Annotated in this window: 20 protein-coding genes; 4 read left to right on the top strand and 16 right to left on the bottom strand. The window is 67.1% G+C overall.

Annotated elements, in window-relative coordinates; all coding sequences use genetic code 11:
• Positions 1-6: 6 nt before the first annotated feature.
• The 3 genes from ACCD06_RS20865 to ACCD06_RS20875 form a co-directional block, all read right to left on the bottom strand.
• Positions 7-2463, bottom strand: coding sequence for a TonB-dependent siderophore receptor (locus tag ACCD06_RS20865; protein WP_413343191.1), 2457 nt, complete (start codon positions 2461-2463; stop codon positions 7-9).
• Positions 2464-2625: 162 nt separating this feature from the next.
• On the bottom strand, positions 2626-3651 hold the full coding sequence (locus tag ACCD06_RS20870) for a FecR family protein (RefSeq protein ID WP_109155703.1): 1026 nt from the start codon (positions 3649-3651) through the stop codon (positions 2626-2628).
• Positions 3652-3752: 101 nt separating this feature from the next.
• Positions 3753-4277 carry an RNA polymerase sigma factor gene (locus ACCD06_RS20875; RefSeq protein WP_413343194.1) on the bottom strand — a complete coding sequence of 175 codons (525 nt, stop codon included), beginning with the start codon at positions 4275-4277 and terminating at the stop codon, positions 3753-3755.
• Between the two features lie 328 nt (positions 4278-4605).
• Here ACCD06_RS20875 and ACCD06_RS20880 point away from each other — a divergent pair, with 328 nt between their 5' ends.
• Positions 4606-5445 carry an isocitrate lyase/PEP mutase family protein gene (locus ACCD06_RS20880; RefSeq protein WP_413343195.1) on the top strand — a complete coding sequence of 280 codons (840 nt, stop codon included), beginning with the start codon at positions 4606-4608 and terminating at the stop codon, positions 5443-5445.
• Between the two features lie 60 nt (positions 5446-5505).
• Here the strand turns inward: ACCD06_RS20880 and ACCD06_RS20885 are convergent, their stop codons facing one another.
• The 5 genes from ACCD06_RS20885 to ACCD06_RS20905 are packed head-to-tail and all read right to left on the bottom strand — an operon-like array spanning position 5506 to position 11858.
• Entirely contained in the window at positions 5506-6459 is a 954-nt protein-coding gene (locus tag ACCD06_RS20885) for a phosphatidate cytidylyltransferase (protein ID WP_413343197.1), read from the bottom strand.
• 20 nt (positions 6460-6479) lie between these two features.
• The gene (locus ACCD06_RS20890) at positions 6480-7178 is read right to left on the bottom strand and encodes a lysophospholipid acyltransferase family protein (protein WP_413343199.1); all 699 of its coding nucleotides are present in this window, start codon (positions 7176-7178) and stop codon (positions 6480-6482) included.
• Positions 7175-7867 carry a CDP-alcohol phosphatidyltransferase family protein gene (locus ACCD06_RS20895; protein ID WP_413343201.1) on the bottom strand — a complete coding sequence of 231 codons (693 nt, stop codon included), beginning with the start codon at positions 7865-7867 and terminating at the stop codon, positions 7175-7177. The genes ACCD06_RS20890 and ACCD06_RS20895 overlap by 4 nt, the downstream gene beginning before the upstream one ends.
• Complete coding sequence (locus tag ACCD06_RS20900; RefSeq protein ID WP_413343203.1) at positions 7864-11277, bottom strand: acyl-[ACP]--phospholipid O-acyltransferase; 3414 nt, start codon at positions 11275-11277, stop codon at positions 7864-7866. Before ACCD06_RS20900 ends, ACCD06_RS20895 begins: the two co-directional genes overlap by 4 nt.
• Positions 11274-11858 (bottom strand): TetR/AcrR family transcriptional regulator, encoded by a 585-nt coding sequence (locus tag ACCD06_RS20905; protein WP_413343205.1) that lies wholly within the window; start codon positions 11856-11858, stop codon positions 11274-11276. The genes ACCD06_RS20900 and ACCD06_RS20905 overlap by 4 nt, the downstream gene beginning before the upstream one ends.
• Before the next feature lie 277 nt (positions 11859-12135).
• On the opposite strand from ACCD06_RS20905, the gene ACCD06_RS20910 reads away from it, so the two are divergent.
• Genes ACCD06_RS20910 through ACCD06_RS20920 form a run of 3 tightly spaced genes read left to right on the top strand, consistent with a single transcriptional unit; the run spans position 12136 to position 14321 of the window.
• Entirely contained in the window at positions 12136-12489 is a 354-nt protein-coding gene (locus ACCD06_RS20910; protein ID WP_247871132.1) for a DUF350 domain-containing protein, read from the top strand.
• 19 nt (positions 12490-12508) lie between these two features.
• Positions 12509-13093, top strand: coding sequence for a DUF1190 domain-containing protein (locus ACCD06_RS20915; protein ID WP_109155711.1), 585 nt, complete (start codon positions 12509-12511; stop codon positions 13091-13093).
• 4 nt (positions 13094-13097) lie between these two features.
• The gene (locus ACCD06_RS20920) at positions 13098-14321 is read left to right on the top strand and encodes a glutathionylspermidine synthase family protein (RefSeq protein WP_413343208.1); all 1224 of its coding nucleotides are present in this window, start codon (positions 13098-13100) and stop codon (positions 14319-14321) included.
• Positions 14322-14333: 12 nt separating this feature from the next.
• Here ACCD06_RS20920 and ACCD06_RS20925 read toward each other — a convergent pair whose 3' ends face one another.
• The 8 genes from ACCD06_RS20925 to ACCD06_RS20960 form a co-directional block, all read right to left on the bottom strand.
• Entirely contained in the window at positions 14334-15098 is a 765-nt protein-coding gene (locus tag ACCD06_RS20925; protein ID WP_413343210.1) for an isochorismatase family protein, read from the bottom strand.
• A 17-nt stretch (positions 15099-15115) separates the two neighbouring features.
• Complete coding sequence (locus tag ACCD06_RS20930; protein WP_413343212.1) at positions 15116-16432, bottom strand: nicotinate phosphoribosyltransferase; 1317 nt, start codon at positions 16430-16432, stop codon at positions 15116-15118.
• Between the two features lie 30 nt (positions 16433-16462).
• Positions 16463-18175 carry an NAD+ synthase gene (locus ACCD06_RS20935; RefSeq protein ID WP_413343214.1) on the bottom strand — a complete coding sequence of 571 codons (1713 nt, stop codon included), beginning with the start codon at positions 18173-18175 and terminating at the stop codon, positions 16463-16465.
• Positions 18176-18260: 85 nt separating this feature from the next.
• A complete protein-coding gene (locus tag ACCD06_RS20940; RefSeq protein WP_413343216.1) occupies positions 18261-19418 on the bottom strand; it encodes a bifunctional nicotinamide-nucleotide adenylyltransferase/Nudix hydroxylase in 1158 nt (385 codons plus the stop codon).
• Positions 19419-19606: 188 nt separating this feature from the next.
• Complete coding sequence (locus ACCD06_RS20945; protein WP_413343218.1) at positions 19607-19741, bottom strand: hypothetical protein; 135 nt, start codon at positions 19739-19741, stop codon at positions 19607-19609.
• Entirely contained in the window at positions 19738-20400 is a 663-nt protein-coding gene (locus ACCD06_RS20950; protein WP_413343220.1) for an alternative oxidase, read from the bottom strand. Before ACCD06_RS20950 ends, ACCD06_RS20945 begins: the two co-directional genes overlap by 4 nt.
• Positions 20401-20794: 394 nt before the next feature.
• A complete protein-coding gene (locus ACCD06_RS20955) occupies positions 20795-21325 on the bottom strand; it encodes an RrF2 family transcriptional regulator (RefSeq protein WP_413343222.1) in 531 nt (176 codons plus the stop codon).
• A gap of 87 nt (positions 21326-21412) precedes the next feature.
• Complete coding sequence (locus ACCD06_RS20960) at positions 21413-21829, bottom strand: cupin domain-containing protein (protein ID WP_413343224.1); 417 nt, start codon at positions 21827-21829, stop codon at positions 21413-21415.
• Between the last annotated feature and the right edge of the window lie 40 nt (positions 21830-21869).

A 21869-nucleotide genomic window follows, 5' to 3' on the forward strand; every position in this document is an offset into this window, starting at 1 on the left:
CACCGTTCAGAAATCGACCGACAGCGACAGCTTGGCGGTCAGGGGAGCGCCCTGGCTCAGGTAGCCGCCATAAGCGGATGCCCAATAGGCCTTGTCGGTGACGTTCTCCACCGCCGCGCGGATGGTGACCGGACGGTTCTGAACGTCGGCGATCATCCGCGCGCCGACGTCGAAGCGGGTCCAACTGGGGATCTTCAGCGTGTTGGCGGTGTTGAGATACTGCGACCCGGTGTGGATCACGCGGCCGGTCAGCGTCACGGTGGGAAAGGAGGCGGGAAGGAAGGGCAGGTCCCATTCGACGTTGGCATTGAACTGGTGGCGCGGAACGCCGACGGCGTCCTTGCCCTCGGTCGCGGCGCTGCCGGTGTCGGTGAGCTCCGGATCGATGAAGGTGGCGCCGCCCAGCAGCCGGACGCCCTGCACCGGTTCGCCATACAGCATCAGCTCGATGCCGCGGTTGCGCTGTTCGCCGGACACGCTGTAGATGCGGGTGAACGCGTCGGTGACGCCGCTGGGCTGGGTGGTCTGGAACAGCGACAGCGAGCCGCCGAAGCTGCCGAAGTCCAGCTTGCCGCCGACCTCGTACTGGACGGAGCGGTAGGGCTCGAAGATCTCTCCGGCATTGGCCGCCGTGGACGGGGCGGTCGGTCCCTGCGCCAGCCCTTCGATCCGGTTGGCGTAGAGCGACAGTTCCTTGACCGGCTTCACCACCAGCCCGACCACCGGCGTCAGCGCCGACTGGTCGTAATCGGAGGTGCGGGCGCCGTTGGCGCGGTTGAAGCCGCGGACCTGGATGGTCTGCTGGCGCAGGCCGGCGGTGAGCATCACCCGGTCGTCGAGGATCGACAGCGTATCGGACGCATAGACGCTGCGCAGCACCGATTCGCTGACCTTCGGCGGATCGCCGACCATGCCGCTGGCCGATGTCGTCGCCGGGCGCGGGAAGCCGACCATGGTGTAGAGGTTGATGGCGGTGGTCGTGCCGAACTCGAAGCCGTTGTTGTTGGTCGTCCGCAGCGCGGAAGCGCCGGCATTCAACTGGTGCCTGACCGGACCGGTGTGCAGGTCGGCCCGGAGCCCGGCCTGGCCGGTGCTGGTGAAATCCTCGCGCGGGACGGTCAGGCGCCTGACGGTGCCGGTGCCGTCGGGCCGCGTGATGGTGGGGGAGGCATAGTCGCCGTCCTCGCGCATGCTGCGCAGGCCGAAGGCGCCGTAGGCGGTCAGGTTCGGCAGGATGTCGTATTCGGCACGGATCTGGCCGAAGGTGTCGCGCATCTGCGAATAGCTCCAGGGCTGCGCATAGTTTTGCGAAGCCGACGGCACCGCCGGGACGAAGCTGCCGAAATAGACCACCGGGCGGCCCTGCTCCACCCGCTGGGTCTGGGTGCCGACATCGAGCGTCACGCGGGTGCGCTCGCCACGATAGTCCAGCGCCAGGGAGCCGAGCTTCAGCGTCCGCTCCTCGTCGTCGATGGCGGTCTCGCCGCCGCGGACCGCGGCGTTGACGCGCACGCCGAACTGGTTGGCGTCGCCGAACCGGCGGCCGACATCGGCGGACAGGCCGAATCGGCTGTCCATGGTATAGCTGGCGGTCAGGCGGGTCAGAGGTTCATCCTCCGCCCGCTTGGGCACGAGATTCACGCCGCCGCCGATGCCGGACCCGCTGGGGGCCGCGCCGTTCAGAAAGGCGTTGGCACCCTTCAGCACCTCCACCCGTTCGAACATGTTGGTGGCGACGATCTGGCGCGGTGCGGTTCCGTAGAGGCCGTCGATCGACAGATCCTCGCCCATCAGCTGGAAACCGCGGATGACGAAGCTCTCCGCGAAATTGCCGTAACCGAGGCCGCTGCGCACCGCCGGGTCGTTGGCCAGCACATCGGCGACGGTATCCGCCTGCTGGTTGCGGATGGTTTCGTCGGTGTAGCCGGTGACGGAGAACGGAACGTCCATCGCGTCCTGGTTGCCCAGCGCGCCGATGCGCCCGCCGCGCGCCACCTGACCGCCGGCATAGGCCGGGGGCAGGGCGCCGGGACCGGTCGCGCCCCCGCTGCCTTCGATCTGCACCGGGTCGAGCTGGATGGCGCCACCGGCGGCCACGCGCTCGACCGTCACCGTTTCGGTGTTGAGGAAGCGGGCGGCCAGCCCGGTGCCGGACAGCAGGCGGTTCAGCCCCTCGCGCGCGGGCATCGAACCGCTGACGCCGGGGGAATTGACGCCCTGCGTCACCGCGCCGGGGCTCAGCACCTGGATGCGTGTCGCGGCGGAAAAGGCGGCGAGCGCCCCGTCCACCGATTGCGGCGCAATAGCGAAGGTCACCGCCCCGGCCGGGTTCGTCTGCGCCATCGCTGCGGGGACGCTGGACAGCAGCAGGCCCGGCGCGATCAGCACCGTCGTCGCCAGCAGCCGCCCCAGGAACACGCGGCCGAACCGACCACCATGGACGCTGCCCCGGCGTCCGATCATCACATCCATAAGCCCAAACTTTGCCGATTCCATCGCTCGCCTCTGTCATCCGGTGAGAGACCGCGCCGCATTCTGCGACTGCGTCTCATTCTCTTCTTTCCCGGTGATGACGATGGGCAGACGGAGATCCCTGGGAGGTTTTTTCGGACCTCCCGAACTTTTTCAGCGAAGCAGGGTCAAGTAGGGGGTGACGCGGGTGGCGCGCACGCCGAGGCCGCGCTCAAGCGCATCGAACACGGCATCCGGCCGGTCGAGCGCAAAGACGCCGGAGACCACGCGCTCCGCCGCCTCGCCGTTCAGCAGGATAACGCGGCCCGGCCATTGCCGGTTCAGCGCGGTGATGACCGACGCAAGCGACTGCTGGCGGAAGACGATCTGGCCTTGGCGCCATGCGAAGGCGACGGCGGGATCCACCGCCCGTGGCCCGGTCATGCCGTGGGAGTCGGCCTCCGCGCTCTCGCCCGCGTGCAGACGGATGCTGTCGGGCCAGGGGGCATGGCTGTCGGCGTCTCGTTGGGCGGCGACCTCCACCAGCCCCTCCCCGACCGTGACCGTCGTGCGGTCGTCCTCGCGCCGGACGCTGAACCGGGTGCCCAGCACGCGGGCGGAACCCGCCCCGCCATCGACGACGAAGGGATGGTCGGGGTCGCGGGTGACGTGGAACCATGCCTCTCCGCGCAGAATCCGGACTCGCCTCTCACCATCCCGGAAATCGAGAACCAGTGCGGTGTCGCCGTTCATCTCGGCGGTGGAGCCGTCCGGCAGGGCCAATGTCCGCCTCTGCCCGGTCGAGGTCACCTGATCGGCGACGGCATTCTGGTAGAGCGCCGGTCCGCGCCAGACGCCGAGCCCGCCGGCCACCAGCAGGACCGCCAGCGCCGCAGCGAAGCGCCGCACCTGGGCTGCCACAGGGCGTCGGGGGGCCGCGATGCGGGACCCGGCATAGGCGGCACGGGCAGGTTCCTTCAGGTCGTGCAGGAGGGTCCGCAGTTCGCTCCAGGCGTGGGAATGAGCCGGGCTGCGGGCCAGCCACTCGGCGAAGGCGGTGCGCTCCGCCGGGGTGAGGTCGTCGGACTGAAGCCGAAAGAACCACGCATTGGCTTCCGAGAACAGCCGGTCCCCATCCGGTCCGCCGTCCGCCGGCTCCTCGTCTGCCGGGTCCTTCTGCCGTTCATCCCGATGGTCCATCGCGTCTTGCCGCAAGCTCCTGTTGCCCCGTGTTTGGTAAGACGACCGGCGGAGGCGGATCCCTCAAAGAAAATTGCCTGTAGGGGAACGGAAATTGCCGATCATCGCGGCGGGCGCCGCTTCATATGGGTGCGGCATTGTTCCAGCGCCGTGCGCAGATGGTACTCCACGGTGCGTGGGGAGATGCCGAGCCGTTCGCCGATGGCGCGGTAGGGCAGGCCTTCGACATGGTAGAGGAGGAAGACCTCGCGGGTCTTGGGCGGCAGGGCATCGATGGCACCGCGAAGCCGGGCCATGGTCTGGTTCCGCTCCACCACCGCGTCGGCGCCGGGACCTGCGGCCGGCAACTCCTCGTCGGGCGGACCCGCCTCGCGCATCCGCTGGCGCCGGGCTGCCCGGCAATGGTCCAGCGCAATGCGGTCGGCCACCACATAGAGCAGACCGGCCGGATTCTGCACCGCCTCGCCGTCCGGCAGGCGCGCCAACCGCAGGAAGGCATCCTGCGCCAGATCGCCCGCCGTCTGCGGATCGCCGGTCCGCCGGGCGATGGCACGCTCCACCCGCAGCCGATGCGCATCGAACAGTTCCGCGATCCTGCGCGCCCAATTGCCGACAGGGCCGATCATCGGGCGGGCCAGGAACGGAGGTCATCGGACAGGGCAGGGGGGCAGGTATCGGTCACGGATGCGCGGACTGGCGGATGCGAAGGGACCGGCATCCGTGAGGCCTTCGCCTTTGATGCCGGTCACACCGGTATAGCCGCACCGAACTTAGAATGCGAACGATTCTTATTATCGCAGGACGCCCTTCATGCCCGGATCGCGGTGAAATGGGGTCAGAACCAAGGCCGCCGCCGGGGCATCCGCCGTTGCCAATAGACTGTGCCGGACCGCTGCCGTACCTTGCGGTAGGTATTCAGCCGAGACCGCGCTGCCATTTCAGAAAGAGTCCGTGATGGCCGATCACAGCAAAACTCGCACCGCGTTCTCCGACCTGCACAAGGACGGCTGCTTCGTCATTCCCAACCCTTGGGATATCGGCAGCGCCATGATGCTGAAACATCTCGGGTTCCGCGCACTGGCCTCCACCTCGGCAGGATTTGCCTTTTCGCGGGGGCTTCCCGATGCTGATTGGGCGGTGTCTTGCGCAGACATGCTGTCCCACATCGCCGACATCGTTCAGGCGACCGATCTGCCGGTGAATGCCGACTTCGAATCCGGCTATGCCCATGACGTCGAGGGGCTGGCCCGCAACGTGCGGCTCTGCGCCGAAACCGGCGTGGCCGGCCTGTCCGTGGAGGACGCCACCGGCGATCCATCGAAGCCGCTGTACGATTTTTCCCACGGCGTCGAGCGTATCGCGGCGGCGGCGGAGTCGCTGCGAGGCTCGGGCGTTCTCCTGACCGCCCGCTGCGAAGCCGTGCTGGTCGATCATTCGGCGGCCGTCGATGAGGTGCTGCGCCGGCTGCCTGCCTACGCGGCGGCGGGGGCTGACGTCCTGTATGCGCCGGGCCTGCGGAATCCGAGCGTGATAAAGGCGGCGGTCGATGCTGTGGGACCCAAGCCGCTCAACCTGCTTGTCTCCTCGCCGATCGGTCTGTCGGTGCAGCAGATTGCCGAATTGGGCGTGCGACGGATCAGCCTTGGAAGCGCACTCAGCCGCGCGGCGTGGGGCGGCTTTCTCCGGGCGGCGCGGATGTTGGCCGATCATGGCCGCTTTGATGCCCTTTCCGAAGCCGAGCCGTTCGACACACTCAACGATTTCTTCCGGACACACGTCCGTAGCACCGAATGAGTGTGTCGCAACAGGGGAGCGCCACGCAAACTTTTGCCCATTGTCAGGCGCATCCCTTGGTCAGGTGAACCAGTAGCGGGTGAGGTGGAAGAACAGCGGCGCCGAGAACACGATGGAGTCGAGGCGGTCGAGGACGCCGCCATGCCCCTCGATCATGGTGCCCCAATCCTTGACCCCGAGGTCGCGCTTCATCGCCGACAGGACGAAGCCGCCGAAGAAGCCGGCGATCACGATGATCAGCGACATGCCCGCCGCCTGGAGCGGCGAGAAGGGCGTGATGACGTGCAGCCCGGTGCCGATGGCGATAGCGGTCATCCCGCCGCCGACCAGCCCTTCCACCGTCTTGGACGGACTGATGCCGGGCGACAGCCGGGTCTTGCCCCACAGCTTGCCGAAGACGTACTGGAAGACATCGCTCAGCTGCGCCACCGTCATCAGGTACAGCAGCAGCAGGGCGCTGGGCAGCTGGTAGCCGGGGATGTCGAGCCACAGCAGCGCCGGTGCGTGGCTGGTGCAATAGACCGCCAGCATCAGCCCCCACTGCGCCTTGGCGGTGCGGGTCAGGAAGTCGGTGGGGTCGGCGCCCAGCACCGACAGCGACGGCAGCGCCATGAACACGTAGACGGGGATGAAGATCGAGAACAGCCCGTACCAGCCGATCCCGATCAGCCAGTATTGCAGCGGCACGACCACGAAGAAGGACAGAAACAGCCCGGCATGATCGCCACGCCGGGTCGGCGTCAGCGTAATGAACTCACGCAGCGCCAGATAGGAGAGCAGGGTGAACAGGACCAGCGTTACCACGCTGCCCAGCAGCATCGCCGCGGCAAACAGCGCCACCATCACCCACCAGGAACGGATGCGGGCGTTCAAGTTGCGCACCGTGTCGCGTCCGGCCGGCGTCTGGACGCGGTAGGCCAGGACGGTGCCGATCAGGGTGGCGACGACCAGCAGGCCAAGGGCAGCGCCCGACAGCCAGAGGAACAGCGGTTCGGTGGTCGTGAAAACAGTCATTACTGAGTTCATCACGCTGCTCATCGGGTGGTCCGTTGGTCAGAGGGCTGGGGGTTGGCCTGGGAGCCGGATTGGGAGTTGGACTGAGAGGCCGACTGCGAGCCGGGCCGGGACAGTGACACCAGCGCGTCGCGCGCCCGTCCCAGGAACGCCGCCTTGTCCTCGCCCTCGACCGGTTCCAGCGGCGCGCCGAAGCGCATGGTGCAGATCAGCGGCACCAGCAGCGGCATGCCCTTCGGCATCACGCGGTGCAGGTTCTCGATGAAGACGGGCACCAGTTCGGCATTCGGCACACGTTGGGAGAGATGGAAGAGACCGCTCTTGAACGGCGCCACGGTGCCGTCGCCGCGCGTGCCTTCGGGAAAGAGGATCAGCGACTGCCCGCTTTCCAGCACCGCCGCCATGGCATCCATCACCTCCGAGGTCGCCTTGCCGGTGCGGTCAACCAGCAGCGCGTTCAGGCATCCCACCGCCACCGCGCGGCGCAGGGCCGAACCGCCCCAATAGTCGAGCGCCGCCACCGGATGCGTGCGCGCCCGCAGCTTCGCCGGCAGGGCCGCCATGACGGCCAGCGTGTCGAGATGGCTGGTGTGGTTGGCGAAATAGATGCGCGGAACGTCTGCGGGAGCACTGCCTTCCCAGCTTGCGCGGGCACCGACCAGCAGGCGGGTCAGCCCCAGCAAACCATGGCGGAGCGCCGGTTGGAAAAGAGCGATCATGACCGGGCCTCCGGTTGATGAGCTTCCAGATGTTGGGCGTTCAGGCGGCGGGCGATGCCGAACGTGCGCGTCGCGACGGTCAGCAGGCTGCCGGCCATGATGATCCAGGCCGCCGCGAGCAGGCTGTAACTCGTGCCCCACAGCGCATGCTCGACCGCCTGGGCGAGCAGGGCGACGGTGAGGGCCGCCATGCGGCGCTGCTTGGCCATCACGCCGCCGAAATCCTGCGCCAGCCCGAGGGCGCCGCCGAAAGTGCGGACATAGGCTGTCATCGTGGCGGCAAGCGCCGCGGCCCAGCCGAGCCAGGGCAGGCCGGCGGCGTAGCCCAGCGGCACCAGGAAGGCAGTGTCGGCGATACGGTCGGGAATCTCGTTATAGAGCGCGCCGACCGGCGATCCCTTGCCGCCTTCCACCGCGACCATGCCGTCGAGCAGGTTGCACACGAGGCGCAACTGGACGCACAGCGCGGCGCCGATCCAGGCCAGGACACCGCCCTGCAGCAGAAGGGCGCCGCCGATTGCCGCCCACACCGCCGACAGCAGCGAGATCTGGTTGGGGGACACCGGCGTCGTGGTCAGCCACGCCGCCAGCCGTTGCGCCCAGCGGGCCGACCGGGTGGCGATGGGGCGCCGGTCGGCGGCAGACTTGGCGGCGGCAGTTTTGGCGGCGGTTGCGGAGGTCTCCATCATGCAGGCTCCTTGGCTGCGGCGTCCGCGGCAAACCGCGTCACGGCCGGATAATCGGTCTTGCCGGTGCCCAGAAGCGGGACGGCGTCGATGCGCAGGATATCGCGCGGAATGGCGATTTCGGGCGCTCCCCGGCTGCGTGCGGTAGCGACCAGCGCATCGCGGGCCAGGACGGCGCTGGTGGTCGCCAGCACGATCCGCTCGCCGCGCTTGGCATCGGGCAGGGTGACGGCGGCATGCGTGGCGTCCGGATCGGCGAGGCACGCCAATTCTTCGACGAGGCCAAGCGGGATCATCTCGCCCGCCACCTTGGCGAAGCGCTTGACCCGGCCGACGATGCGGATGAAGCCGTCGGCGTCGATCTCGACGATGTCGCCGGTGTCGTGCCAGCCATCGGCCGGCGGCTGGATCACGCCCGGACGGTCGGCATGCAGGTAGCCCTTCATCACGTTCGGCCCGCGCACCCGCAACCGCCCGCCGGCATCGACGCCGGGCACCGGCACCAGCTCGGTCTCGATGCCGGGCAGGGCCTGTCCGACGCTGCCGGAGCGGAAGCGGGCCGGGGTGTTGACGGCGATCACCGGCGCGGTCTCGGTGGTACCGTAGCCCTCCAGCAGATGGACGCGCAGCCGTTCGGTGTAGACGCGCCGCGTCTCGTCCTGCAGCCGCTCGGCGCCAGCGAAGACGAGGCGCAGCGAGCGGTAGTCGTAGGGGTCGGCGGACCGCGCCCAGGCGTTCAGGAAGAAGTCGGTGCCGAACAGGACGGTGGCGTTGGTCTGGTAGACCAGTTCCGGGATCAGCCGGACATGGCGCGGGTTGGGGTAGAGCACCGTCTTCACGCCGTTCAGGATCGGCAGCAGCATGCCGCCGGTCAGGCCGAACGAGTGGAAGACCGGCAGGCAGTTGAACACCACATCCTGACGGTTGAAGTCCACCACCGACGCCACCTGCGCCATGTTGGCGAGCAGGTTGCCATGGCTGAGGGCCACGCCCTTCGGCGGTCCCTCCGACCCGGAGGTGAACAGGATGGCGGCGATGTCGTCGCCGCTGCCCTGCGGCGGCAGCAGCCGTTCCGGCGCGACCAGTGCCGCCAGGGCGCGCAGCTTGTCGCCCAGCCGCAGCCCGCGCTTGACCTGTTCCAGATGGATGATGGCGTGGTCGGCGGCCAGCGCCTCGACCAGCGCGCCGAGGCGGGCCTTCTCGATGAATTGGGCGGAGGTGACGATCCGGCGCACCCCGGCGGCGCGGCAGGCGGCCTTCACCGCATCTGGACCGGCGGTGAAGTTCAGCATGGCGGCCGGCCGGCCATGGGCGGCGAGGCCGAAGAACACCGCCGCCGTCGGCGAGGCGGTAGGCAGCAGCACGCCCACCGGCTCGTCCGCCTGCGTACCGCGCGTCACGATGCGGCCGAGCACCAGGGCGCGGGCCGCCAGCGCACGATAGGACAGGGTGGAGAAATCGCCGTCCTGGACGGCATCCTCCCGTGCCCCGGACTTGCGGCGGGCGTCGAGCAGGGCCAGCATCAGCGTTTCCTGCCGCGGGCGGGCGACGAAGACGCTCTCCGTCATCACGCGGGACAGCCAGGACTTCAGGGCGGCGCGCCGCTTCTTGCCGACCAGACCGCCAACCTCGGGCGTCATGACCGGCGGCAGCACGGTGATGGTGATGCGCGGGAACAGACCGAGCCGCAGCCGCCCCTTCATCCGCGACAGGACCGAGCGCTGGGCGCCCTCGATGCAGACCGGCACCACCGGGCAGCGGGCCTTGTCGGCCAGCATGCCGGGGCCGCCGTTGATCTTCATCAGCGACCCGGTGACGGTGATCCGCCCTTCCGGAAAGACGCAGACCTTGTCGCCGTCGGCAAGCGCACGGGCCAGGATTCGGGTGCCGAGCGGGTTGGTCGGGTCGATCGTGACATGGTCGGCGATCGCCAGGAACGGCTTGACCAGCGGATGCTTGGCGATGTGGGTGTCGACCGCGAAGCGCATGCCCGGCAGGAAGGCGGCGAGCAGAGCGCCGTCCAAGAAGGACTGGTGGTTCGGCGTCACCACGGCGGCGCCGTCGAGACCGTCCAGATGCTCCGCCCCGCGGACCTCGACACGGAAGGCCAGCCGGAACAGGCCGCGGAAGACCACGCGCATCAGCGCCTGCGCATCGACGGCGAGCGTCATCACCACGGCGACCACCATGCTGGCGCCGCCCACCGACGCGACCGTCAGCGGCGAGACACCCAGCGCCAGCATCCCGGCGGCGACGGCCGAGCCGGCCACCATGTAGAGCGCGTTGACCACATTGGCGGTAGCGATGACGCGGGCGCGGGTTCCCGCCGCCGCCCGGTACTGGATCAGCGCATAGAGCGGAACGGCAAAGGCCCCGCCGGCGGCGGCGATGACGAACAGGTCGGCCAGCAGCGGCAACGCCCAGGGCTGGGCCAGCAGCGCCAGCGGCGTAAGCGGCTCCGCCGCCGGGGCGACCGGTGTCAACAGAGGTAGGACGGCGCCTGCCATGGCGGCGACCAGACCGGCCAGCGCGGCGTGGCCAGCGTCGGCGGTGGACGGCGTGCGGTGGCTAAGGCCGGCGAACACCGAGCCGGCGGCCACACCGATGGCGAACACCGCCAGCAGCAGGGTTGCGCCACCGCTGTCGGTTCCCAGCGTCTCGCGGGCGATGGACGGGAATTGCGCCATCACCACCGCGCCGACGCCCCAGAACACCGAGATGCCGTGGATCGCCCGCATTGACGCCCTGTCGCCGGCGACTGAGCGCAGCACCCGCACCGTCACCGACAGCGGGTTGAGGCCGACATGCACCGCCGGGTCGGCATTGCCGGCGCGCGGGATGAACAGCGACGCGGCCAGACCCAGCACCGCGGAAGCGCCCAGCATACCCGGCACCGCCCAGGGGTGGAGCAGGGCCAGCGAGCCGCCGGCGATGGTGCCCAGCAAGATGGCGACGAAGGTTCCGGCTTCGACCAGACCGTTGGCGGCGGTCAGTTCGGACGGCTCGAGCAGGTCGGGCAGCAGGCCGTATTTGACCGGCCCGAACAGCGTCGAATGGGCACCCATGCCGACCAGCGCGATGATCAGGACCGGCAGGTCGGCGGCGACGATGCCCCAGGAGGCCATCGCCATCAGCCCGATTTCCGCCAGCTTGACGATGCGGGCGATCAGCGTCCGGTCGTAGCGGTCGGCCAGCTGGCCGGCGGTGGCGGACAGCAGCAGGAAGGGCAGGGTGAAGGCGCCCGCCGCCAGGGTCGAAATCATCGCCCCGCTCAGCGCGCCCTCGCCGGACACGCCATACACCGCCAGCACCGCGATGGCGCCGCGCAGGACATTGTCGCCGAAGGCGCCGAGGAACTGTGCCAGGAACAGCGGCAGGAAGCGCCGCGACGCGAGAAGGGATGACGCGTTCATTGTCCGGCTCCGGTCCTGGCGGTGGAGGTCGCGATGCCGGTGAGGATCACGTCGGCAATCGGGTCGGCGAGGCTGGAGAGCGGTGCCGTCTGCCGGCCGTAGACCTGCGACTGCACGTTCAGCACGATGGCGCCGATGACGATGTGGGACAGCGCATCGCGGTCCGCCGGCACGATGCTGCCCTCCGCGATCCCGTCGGCGACGATGCCGCAGATCACGTCGACCGGCGTCTCCTGGCCCCTGGGCACCAGGGGCAGCGATTCATGCTGCGACAGCAGAAGAAAACGGGTGCGGTCGGGAGCCGCCTCCGCCAGATGGAAAGCGTGGCGGATGACCCGCCGCAGCCGCTCCGGCGCCGGACCTTGGCCCGCCGCGTCCCGCAGGCTTTGCGACATGGCCGTGTATTCCGCCGCGAACAGGTCGGCCGCCAGCTCCTCCTTGCTCGGCCAATGGCGGTAGAGCGCTCCCTCCGACACCCCGGCGGAACGGGCGATGTCGCGGACCGTCGTCGCCTTCACCCCTTTCTGGGCGAACAGCGCGATGGCGGCATCGCGGACCTTGTGGCGAACATCGGTGGACATGACGCCTCCATGTGAATGAATGTTCACTCACAAGGTGACGAGGCCATTTTACGGGCGCAATGACGAAAAAGTATAGGTCGCGGCGCGCCGGTCCTAGCCCATGGATATACCGCTTATGAGCCGCAGCGCTCTGCCCCCCGCCATCCCGATCCGTCCTTGTCGAACGCCCAGGAACGATGCAACGCTAGGGGGTGGCGATGCAACGTTGGATGAAGGTATGACGCCAATTCTCCAGTCACTGACAACCCTTCCGTCATATTTGCTCTTCGCTGTCGTGATGCTGGGGTTCCTGCTGCTGTTCATCCTGGCCTACACCGCCGTCACCCCCTATCGCGATCTGGCCCTGGTCCGTCAGGGGAATACGACCGCGGCCCTGACCCTGGGCGGCGCCATGATCGGCTTCGCCCTGCCGTTGACGAGCGTCGCCTCCCACACCACCAGCATCGTCGATCTGGCGGTGTGGGGTGTGATCGCGCTGGTGTCGCAGCTTCTGGTCTACGTCACCGGTTCGCGCGTGCTGCTGCCGGATTTCCGGGCCGGTGTCGAAGCCGACCGCACCGCTTACGGCATCTTGCTTGCCAGCCTGTCCATAGCGGTCGGGCTGCTGAACTACGGCTCGCTGACCTATTGATCCGAGGAAAGGCTTTCCGATGAAGCGCTCGCGCACCGTGGCGGCCCTGCTGCTGGGCGGCATCAGCCCGGTCTTGTTCGCTTGCGGCGATGACGGCCCTGAAGAGGCGACCGTCTATCCCTCCGTCGAAGCCTGCACTGCCGAGAAGCCGGCAAGCGACTGTGCTGAGGCCTTTGCCGCTGCGCGCGAAGAGCATCTGGCGGGCGCACCCCGTTTCTCCAGCCGGGAGGCCTGCGAAGCGGAGATGGGCGACGGTGCCTGCACTCCGGCAAATGAAGGCGTGGGAAGCGGCACGGGAAACGTCTTCGTTCCGGCACTGGTCGGCTTCATGATCGGCCGCAGCCTGACCGGCGGTTACGCCCAGCCGGTTTATTTCGACCGTCAGGGTTACGCCCGCAGCGGCAACACCCGGATCGCCGAGACACCGCTCCCGCCGCAGCGCCGGGACGAGATTCGCCAGGGCAGCGGGGGCGTGGCTTCCAGTTCCGGTTCCTACTACCGGCCGGGCTCGGGCAACGCGGGAAAGTCCTTCTCGGTCACCACGAGCGGGCGCAGCGCCGGGTTCGGCTCGACCGGTTCGTCGCGCGGCTTTTCGGGGAGCTGAGGCCATGGAGCGCGTCCCGACAGCCCCTCGCCCGCAGTGGCAGACCAAGCTCGACGAGATCGGCTTTCCCTTCCACACCGATGCCGACGGCACGGCCTACTGGGACGAAAGCGCTTATTGGCGCTTCTCCCTCGCCGAAATCGAGACGCTGGAGGCCGCCGCCGAGGAGGTTTACCGGCTGTGCGAGGACGCGGTCGGCCATGTCGTGACGCGCGGTCTTTACGAGGCGGTCGGACTTCCCCCTTGGGCGGCTCCCGCCATAGAGGCAAGCTGGGCGGAGCGCAAGGGGCGGGACATGGCGCTCTACGCCCGTTTCGACTTCGCCTGGGACGGCAAGGGCGGGGCGCCGAAGGCGCTGGAGTTGAATGCGGAAACGCCGACTTCGCTTTATGAGACCGCCGTCGCCCAATGGTGCTGGCTTCAGGACGTCCATCCGGACGCCGACCAGTTCAACAGCCTGGAGGAGGCCCTGGTCGAGCGCTGGCAGGCGCGGATGCAGATGTTTCCTGCCCTGGCATCTCCCACTATGGCATCGCAGGCCGAGGCGGTGCATTTCGCCTGCCTGATGCCGCATCCGGAGGACGAGGCGACCATCGCCTATCTCCAGACCCTGGCGCTGCGCGCCGGCATGACCACCAAGGCGATGCCGATCCAGGCGATCCGCTACGACGACGCCTCCGGCTGTTTCCTGGATGAGGCCGGTCTGCCGATCCGGCACCTGATGAAGCTGTATCCCTGGGACTGGATGATCCGGGAGACGACCGGCCGTGAACTGGTGACCGCCGCCGCTCAAGGGCGGATCCGGATGATCGAGCCGGCCTGGAAGATGGTGATGGCGTCGAAGGGGCTGTTCGCCCTGCTGTGGGAACTGAACCCTGGCCACCCTAACCTGTTGCCGACGGCCCTCGACCGCACCGGCTTTCCGGCTGGGAGTATGGTGGTGGCGAAGCCGCTGCTCGGCCGCGAGGGCAGCAACGTCAGCATCGCCACCCTCGACGCCGCCGGTTTCCCGGTTGGCCAGCCGATTGCGCAGACCGAAGGGCCCTATGTCGACGAGGGCTGGGTGTATCAGGCCTTCACGCCGCTGGCGGAGGCCGATGGCAACCATGCCGTCCTCGGCGTGTGGATGGCCGGCGACAAGGCCTGCGGTCTGGGAATCCGCGAGGACCGCGCCCTGATCACCGGCAACACCAGCCGCTTCGTCCCGCACATGATCGCGCCGACCTGACGGCGCTTGCGGTCACGCGCCGCGGAAGACAAGCTCGTCGGCGATGATGGCGCCGCTCGCCTGCATCAGATACAGCCCGATGTGGTGGGCGACCGCCTGTGGGTGGGCCGCGGTGTCGGGCAGGCCGAGGCTGCGGGTGGTGGCGAGCGGCAGATCGTAGGTGGCGCATCCCGGCTCATACACGACGATCTCGCGCAGCGGTCCGGTCATGCCGTGGTTGCGCGCCGACAGCAGAGCCTGCACAGCCTGAAGCACGCAGATGTCGGTGCAGATGCCGTCCACAACAAGCGTCTCGATGCCGTTGGCGGCGATCCAGTCGAACAGCCGGTTCCGCCCGCTCGCGAGGTCGGTCGTCCCGACCACGCCATTGATGCAGTCCTTGCGCATCAGCGTGACGCCGGGGGCGCCGTCCAGCCAGGACAGCGCCTCGACCAGATTCTCCTCACCGGTGCCGGCCTCGCAGTGGGGCGGGTAGGGGTATTCGGGTTTGCCCGGTTCATGGGTGTCGAGAAACACCGCGATGGGATAGCCTGCCGAGAGGAACAGCCGGTCGGTGCGGTCGATCTCGGCGATCATGCGGCTGACCTGGGCATTGGCGACCGGCGGCGCCAGATTGCCGCCGCCGATGGCGGCGAACCCGTTCACCGGATCGACGTCGAGCTTCCCAACCCGTTTGCCGGCCAGCGAAACGCTGGTGCTGCGCACCGGCAGGGCGGCGGCGACGGCCTCCAGAGCGGCGCCGGGGTCAATGGCGGGGCTGATAATGGACTTGGTCATGGCTTCTCTCCTCCGGTTCAGACCAGCACCGGGACGTTGGCGACGCCCTCGGTGCCGAAGATGGCACGATAGCGGGCGACTTCGGAGGCCGGCCCGGTGGCCTTCTCGTAATTGTCGCTGAGCTTCACGGCTCCCTTCCAGGCGCCATCGACCTCGACCGCGGTCACCTTGCAGACGAGGCTCAGCGGATCGAGCCCCTGGCCGTTGCGCGGGTGGCAGTTCCGGAAATCCGAGGTCAGCAGGGTGCCCCAGCCATAACCGTCGCGGATGCGGCCACCGAAGGTTTGGTGAAGCTTCACGATATCCTCGACATCCAGCCCGTCGCTGAACAGGACGCGCTTCTCGCGGGGATCGCGGCCGTGCCGTTCGAGCCAGGCGATGTATTCCTCGCCCGCCGTCACCGGCTCCTTGCTGTCCACCCGCATTCCGGTCCAGTCCGCCACCCAGTCCGGCGCGTCCTTCAGGAACTGGCTCGATCCGAAGGTGTCGGGCAGGAAAACCAGCATCGCGCCGCCATAGGTCTCCTGCCACAGCCGCAGCACATCATATTGTGCCACCTGCAGGTCGTCGTCGTTCCGCGCCAGTGCCGCAACCGTCGTCGGCAACTCGTGGGCGTTGGTGCCGATGGCCTCCAGATCGTGCTTCATGGCGAGATGGGTGTTGGAGGTGCCGATGAAACGCGGGCCGAGTTCGGCCGCCATCGTCTCCACGACATATTCCTGCCAGAGGAAGCTGTGCCGCCGCCGCGTGCCGAAATCGGAAAGGCTGAGGTCCTCGAGCGGGCGCAACCGCTCGATCTTGTCCCACAGGCGCACCTTGGCGCGGGCGTAGAGGATGTCGAGTTCGGTCTCGGTCATGCTGGCGAGCGCGGCGCGCGTCTTCAACTCGTTGATGACGCTGAGGGCGTAGATCTCCCACATCGTCGTCATTGCCCACGACCCTTCGAAATCCAGGCGCCACTGGCCGTCCTCCTCCGACAGCCGGTAGTCGGGCAGGGCGAAGTCGTCGGCGAGCCAAGCGACGAACTCGGGCCGGAAGATCCCGCGCTGCCCATAGAAGGTGTTGCCTTGCAGCCAGACTGCCTCGGACCGCTTCAGGCGCAGCGAGCGCACATTGTCGAGCTGGCGGCGCAGTTCGGCCTCGTCGATGATCCGGGCCAGCTTCACCGAGCGGGTGCGGTTGATCAGGCTGAAGCGGACCTTCACGTCGCGGAAATGCCGCCAGATGAATTGCAGCATCGCCAGCTTGTACCAGTCGGTGTCGAGCAGCGACCGGACGATGAAGTCGGTGGCGAAATTGTGGTTGTGGGCGCGGCTGCTGAAATTGACGAGCATGGCTGAAACCTCCTGTTCTCGCTGACCGGGTCACAGCCCGTAATGGTTGGTGACCGGCAGACGCCAGCCCGGCCCATAGGTCCGTTCGGTGACGACGACGCCCGGAGGGCTCTGGTCGCGCTTGTACTGCGCACGCGCCGTCATGCGGGCGATGCGCTCGGTATAGGCGGTGGAAATCGGCTGGCCGACGGCAGCGCTCGCCAGTTCGGCGGCACGGTCCGCCCCATTCAGACCCTCGACCATGGTCGCGAGCACCGCGTCAAGATGCTCGTAGGCGCCCAGCGCCTGCTCGTCGGTCTGCCCCTCGCGCAGTTCGGCGCTCGGCGGCTTGGCGATGATGCGGTCCGGCATCACGGCCCCTTGCGGGCCGAGCAGGCCTTCGGCGCGGTGCGTGTTGCGCCAGCGTGCCAGACGGAAGACGACTGTCTTGTAGACGTCCTTCAGCACCGAATAGCCGCCGCACATGTCGCCGTAGAGGGTCGCATAGCCCACACTCATCTCGCTCTTGTTGCCGGTGCTCAGCACCATCAGCCCAAGCCGGTTGGACAGGGCCATCAGGGTCATGCCGCGCGCCCTCGCCTGGACATTCTCCAACGTGGTGTCCGCCACCGGCACCGGCAGGTCATTGAAGACCGGAGCGAGCATGCCGTCGAAGGCGGCCATCGCCGGCGCGATCGGCACGGTCAGCATGCGGGTGCCGAGCAGGGTGGCGGCCCGTTCGGCATCCTCCATGCTTTCCGCCGAGGTGTAGGGCGACGGCATGCGCACCGGCAGCACGCGCCCGGCGCCCAGCGCGTCCACCGCGACGGCGGCCGACAAAGCGCTGTCGATGCCGCCCGACATGCCGAGCACCACGCCGGGAAAACCGTTCTTGTTCACATAGTCGCGCAAGCCCAGCACCAACGCCTGGTACATGGCCTCGGTCTCCTCGGGGTAACCGTTCGGCAGCATGCCGAGCACGTCGCCGCGCCGCAGATCGACGGCTCCGTCCTCGCCGCGCTCCAGCGTGATGTCGAACACGCATTCCCGGAAGCCGGCCTGGGCGATCACCAGCCCGGCCCGGTCCATCACATAGCTTCCCCCATCGAACACCAGGCTGTCCTGTCCGCCGATCTGATTGACGTAGAGGATCGGCAAGCCGGTGGCCTTGACCGTGCGCCGGCCGATGGCGAGCCGCACCGCCTGCTTTCCGGTCCTGAAATGCGAGCCGTTCGGTACGATCAGCACCTCTGCCCCTTCGGCCGCCAGGGACTGGGCGACCTTGCCGTGCCAGAAATCCTCGCAGATGGCGATGCCCAGGCGGAAGCCGCGGAAATCGACGGGCGAGGGCAGCGGGCCGGGGGCGAAAACCCGCTTCTCGTCATAGACCTCGTCGTTTGGAAGCGTGTGCTTGAGCACGATCCTCATCGAACCGTCGGTCTCGATGAGAAAGGCTGCGTTGTGGGGCAGGGCGGCGCCGTCGAGGGGTCCGCCGACCAGCACCGCCGGTCCGCCGTCGCCCCGCATCTCGCCGGCCAGCGCGTCGAGCGCCGTGCGGAAATCGCGCCGAAAGCCCGGACGCAGCACCAGATCCTGAAGCGGATAGCCGGTGCCGAAACATTCGCTGAACACCAGCAGGTCGGCCTTGCCGCGGTACTGCTCGCGGCGGCGGCGGATGATGGCGAAGTTATCCTGGAGGGCGCCGACCGTGGGGTTGGCCTGGACGCAGACGATGCGCAGAGTGGTGGACGGAGTGGTTGACATGGCAAAGCTCCTTTGCCGAATGCCGCCGGTCTGTCCGGCGGGCTTGGTCGTCATGCTGGATTGCAGCGCCGGATTGACACCGCACTCAGTTGTTGGACAACGCGATCAGTGTTTGGATGATATGGAAGTGATCCTCGAACATCTGTTCGGGATCGATTTCCGCGATCGGCATCCAGCGGGCCAATTTGGCATCGTCGCCGCCACGCACCTTGGGAAAGCCTTCGTCGGTGGGCTTGAGCTGGATGAGGAAGGCTTGAGTCACCGTGCGCCCGCGCGTCGAGCGGTAGGGGTGATCGAAGATCTGGCTGGCGCGGATGCCGCCCTCCAGAAAGCCCGCTGGAATTTTGAGCTTCGTCTCCTCCCGCAACTCGCGGATCATGGCGTCCTTGATCCGCTCATGCTGGCCGACGAAGCCTCCGGGCAGTGCCAGCAAACCGCGTCCCGGCAGGCCCCGGCGTTCGACCAGCAGGACGTGACCGGACAGGACCACCACGGCATCGGCGGTCAGAAAGGTCGGAGGGTAAGGTGCGTTGGCCCAGCCTGCCTTATATTTGGCGATATAGGCGCTTTCCTCGGCCAGCCGCTTGTACTCGTCGGTGCGTGCGAACTCCGCCATGAAGGCGGTGACATTCGCGGGCAATGCCTCTTTCCATGCCTCCAGCGCCGCCGCCGCGTCGGCGAAATAGGCGTCGCGGATGGGCGTGGCCGAAATCCCCCGGCAGTTCATGCATTCCACGGCGCCCCATTGCGGGAACATGCGCAGATAGTAGCTGCTGTGGTCCTTCGAATGACCGATCAGGCCAACCCTTGGGGTCGAGCCATCGGCAGGCCGGTGATGCTGCACGACGACACCATGCACCGCGGCCTGGACATCGCGGATCCATTCCAGGTCGTTGTAGCGGTCGATGAGGGGAAGCACCGTGATGCGCTCGCACTCTTCCGGTGTGAAAGCGCCTGCTATGCAGGAGCGCACTTCTTCGAAGCGGAAGGGATTCCGGTGGCTGCGCGCCTGACGCGACGATCCGACCAGCACGATCAGATGGCGCCCCAGCGACAAAGCCCGCTGCATGACGGTGAGATGGCCGATATGGAACGGGCGGAAGCGGCCGACGAAAACCAGAAAATCGTACGCCAAGGCGCTATCCGCTCTGGTGGCCAGGGCGCCTTGGGCATTGGGAACCGCGGTCTTCCTCGGCAACGACAGGGTGCCGGACTCGCGTCCGGTGCTGTTGGTAGAAACCATGCTCAGCAAGCTCCTTGCTGAAAGAACGCCGCAGTCTATCTGCGGCACAAGAACGATACGGTCATGGCGGAGGTTTCTCAAGGTCCTCGTGCATGCTCATTTGGAGCAATGCCTTCGGCAGCGTATGGCTGGAGATGGTGCACGGGGCCGGGATTCCCGAAGCTCCCGATTCTTGAGAGATGACGTCATCAGACGAAAAGCGGCACCGCCCAAATACGTTCTTCACCGGCGACGGCCAGCATCGGAACCGGAGCTTTGGCGACCGGGTTCTGCCGGACTTTCGCATTGCGGGCGAACACGGCCACCTTGGCACCTTCGATCAAGCCGCCTTGCGCGATTCGTCACGGTGATCCGCATCGGCGGACGGCCGGCCGGCCAGCGTATCGGCAAAGCCGTGGTTCACGTCGCGATGGTTGGCCTCGTCATTGCGGACGGCGAGCACGACATCGCGCAGGGTGGCGGTTTCCGGAAGCTGCCAGTAATCGATGGCAAGGCGCGGGGCCGGCGGGTTCGCATGTCGGCCGGCGTCGATTTCAGCGAGGTAGCCGGTGTAGCTGATGACCGCTTCCTCTTCGAAATAGCCGACCACACGGTGGGCCGTCTGCGGCGAGATCAGGTACAGCAGGAAGAAAGCGTTGTAGAAAGCACCCTGGGTCAGCAGGATCAGGACGCGTTCCAGCCAGTTCGGCTTCGCCACCTCGATGAAGGTCATCAGGTGCATGCGTTCATTCTCGGCCTCGTCGAGCAAGGTGTGAATCCAGCCCTGGTCATGCTGCATGTGGCGCAGGCAGCGCAGATGCTGCAACGTCGCGCCGACCATGCCGGGAACCGCCGCCACCGTTTCCAGGACGATGGCGCGATGTCCATAGCGCTTGGCGAAGAAGGTGTCGGCCAGCAGGCGCAGCACCTTGGTGAAGCCCAGCGCAATGCGGTCACTGACGTTGCGAGGCGTATGATGCGTGGTGAGGATGAAGGTATTCATGATCTGAGCTCCTCGGCTCCAGTGCGCCGGTACGCTCTGTCGGCGGTTGTCGACGGCGTCCACAGCGTGACGTGTCAGGTGCATCGAGCGTGTCGCCGTTGGCGCCGGCCGCTTGATGCTGTGGATATAATATGCGCAAAAAATATATCTTTAAGAGCGGACAGATTGTCGCACTTGGCGTCGGGAGTTGGATGGATGTCCAGAATGCGCGGTTGAATGGGGCAAAGTGCTGCAGCCGTCAATGAGGCTTGTGAGCAGGTCGCACGGCAACGTGATGGCCGGCGATATAAATCATTCATATCCTATGAATGTTATAGTTGTTATCTCAGTCCCGACGCCGCATCCAAGCTCAATGTCCGATGCTCTGCGTCCCGCCTGGGGGATGACGGACGACTCATTTGGATCGCGACGTGCGTGTCGAGGTCCGGGCATTGAACCGGTCCTGCATCCAGTGTGCAATTTCGTCGGAGAATTCCGGCGGGGCCTTTCGGCCGAATGTATTGGCGACACTGGCAAGTGTCTCCTTGGCCAATTCCGCCCGCATCGCCTTTTCCGCGCGCAGCATCACCGCATGCACCGCACAGACACCGGATGTCGCCCAGGAGGGCGGTCGCTCCCCGAACACGGCGCAGCGACCGCGGATTTCCTGGCAATCGAAAAGCGGCTTGTCGCCTTCGATCGCATCGACGATGTCCAGAAAGGTGATGTCCTCCGGCGCTTTGGCGAGCCGATAGCCGCCGCGCACGCCTTCGCTGGCCATGACGAGTCCGGCCTTTTCAAGCTTCGGGAAGATCTTGGCAAGAAAAGACGGTGAAATGCCCTGCAGTTCGGCCAGGTCACGGCTGCTCAGTGGCTGGTTGCCCGATGAGACCAGCCAGAGAAGGCAGTGAATGCCGTACTCGACGCTGACGGTGAGATGTGCCATGGCCGGTTCCGATGGAAAACAGTGGAACAGGGACATTAATAATCCGCGTTTCAAAGCGCAAGCCATCCCTGTTCCGCAACTTCCCCGTCACTTCCTGTCCAGCGTGGTCAGCTCCGTGTCGGCGGTGTCCACCACGAAGACCGCAAGGAGCTTCGCCGGCTTGGTGTCGCTGGCGTTGGCGCTGACCCCATGATGGTCGCCCGGCAGTTCGGTGAAGTTCTCGCCCACCCGATAGGTTTTGGTCGGGCCGTCATTGACCTTGCTGCGGATCGCCCCTTCCAGCACGGTGGCGTAGATGAGCGCCGACTTCGCATGGGTATGGGCAGGCGAATAGCCGCCCGGACCATATTCGACCAGCACGCCCTTGACGCTCTTGCCAGGCACGTCGGGCAGTGCGTGTTCGTAGACCAAGGTCACCTTGGCATTTTTCGACTGGGGGGTATCGGCGAGCGCCGTGGCGAACGGCAGGGTCACGAACAAGAGGGGGGCGATAAAGCGCTTCATGGGTCTGCTCCTTCAGCAATCGAGGGGTTTTGATTGGACG

This window comes from Azospirillum sp. CT11-132, assembly GCF_047302835.1.
Taxonomy (GTDB): domain Bacteria; phylum Pseudomonadota; class Alphaproteobacteria; order Azospirillales; family Azospirillaceae; genus Azospirillum.

Bases quoted from the DNA above. Each gene is read 5' to 3' on its own strand.
- ACCD06_RS20890 (WP_413343199.1), bottom strand. From the start codon at position 7,178: ATGATCGCTCTTTTCCAACCGGCGCTCCGCCATGGTTTGCTGGGGCTG.
- ACCD06_RS20905 (WP_413343205.1), bottom strand. From the start codon at position 11,858: ATGTCCACCGATGTTCGCCACAAGGTCCGCGATGCCGCCATCGCGCTG.
- ACCD06_RS20895 (WP_413343201.1), bottom strand. From the start codon at position 7,867: ATGATGGAGACCTCCGCAACCGCCGCCAAAACTGCCGCCGCCAAGTCT.
- ACCD06_RS20935 (WP_413343214.1), bottom strand. From the start codon at position 18,175: ATGTCAACCACTCCGTCCACCACTCTGCGCATCGTCTGCGTCCAGGCC.
- ACCD06_RS20870 (WP_109155703.1), bottom strand. From the start codon at position 3,651: ATGGACCATCGGGATGAACGGCAGAAGGACCCGGCAGACGAGGAGCCG.
- ACCD06_RS20875 (WP_413343194.1), bottom strand. From the start codon at position 4,277: ATGATCGGCCCTGTCGGCAATTGGGCGCGCAGGATCGCGGAACTGTTC.
- ACCD06_RS20900 (WP_413343203.1), bottom strand. From the start codon at position 11,277: ATGAACGCGTCATCCCTTCTCGCGTCGCGGCGCTTCCTGCCGCTGTTC.
- ACCD06_RS20960 (WP_413343224.1), bottom strand. From the start codon at position 21,829: ATGAAGCGCTTTATCGCCCCCCTCTTGTTCGTGACCCTGCCGTTCGCC.
- ACCD06_RS20940 (WP_413343216.1), bottom strand. From the start codon at position 19,418: ATGGTTTCTACCAACAGCACCGGACGCGAGTCCGGCACCCTGTCGTTG.
- ACCD06_RS20910 (WP_247871132.1), top strand. From the start codon at position 12,136: ATGCTGGGGTTCCTGCTGCTGTTCATCCTGGCCTACACCGCCGTCACC.
- ACCD06_RS20930 (WP_413343212.1), bottom strand. From the start codon at position 16,432: ATGCTCGTCAATTTCAGCAGCCGCGCCCACAACCACAATTTCGCCACC.
- ACCD06_RS20885 (WP_413343197.1), bottom strand. From the start codon at position 6,459: ATGACTGTTTTCACGACCACCGAACCGCTGTTCCTCTGGCTGTCGGGC.
- ACCD06_RS20950 (WP_413343220.1), bottom strand. From the start codon at position 20,400: ATGAATACCTTCATCCTCACCACGCATCATACGCCTCGCAACGTCAGT.
- ACCD06_RS20925 (WP_413343210.1), bottom strand. From the start codon at position 15,098: ATGACCAAGTCCATTATCAGCCCCGCCATTGACCCCGGCGCCGCTCTG.
- ACCD06_RS20920 (WP_413343208.1), top strand. From the start codon at position 13,098: ATGGAGCGCGTCCCGACAGCCCCTCGCCCGCAGTGGCAGACCAAGCTC.
- ACCD06_RS20865 (WP_413343191.1), bottom strand. From the start codon at position 2,463: ATGATCGGACGCCGGGGCAGCGTCCATGGTGGTCGGTTCGGCCGCGTG.
- ACCD06_RS20955 (WP_413343222.1), bottom strand. From the start codon at position 21,325: ATGGCACATCTCACCGTCAGCGTCGAGTACGGCATTCACTGCCTTCTC.
- ACCD06_RS20880 (WP_413343195.1), top strand. From the start codon at position 4,606: ATGGCCGATCACAGCAAAACTCGCACCGCGTTCTCCGACCTGCACAAG.
- ACCD06_RS20915 (WP_109155711.1), top strand. From the start codon at position 12,509: ATGAAGCGCTCGCGCACCGTGGCGGCCCTGCTGCTGGGCGGCATCAGC.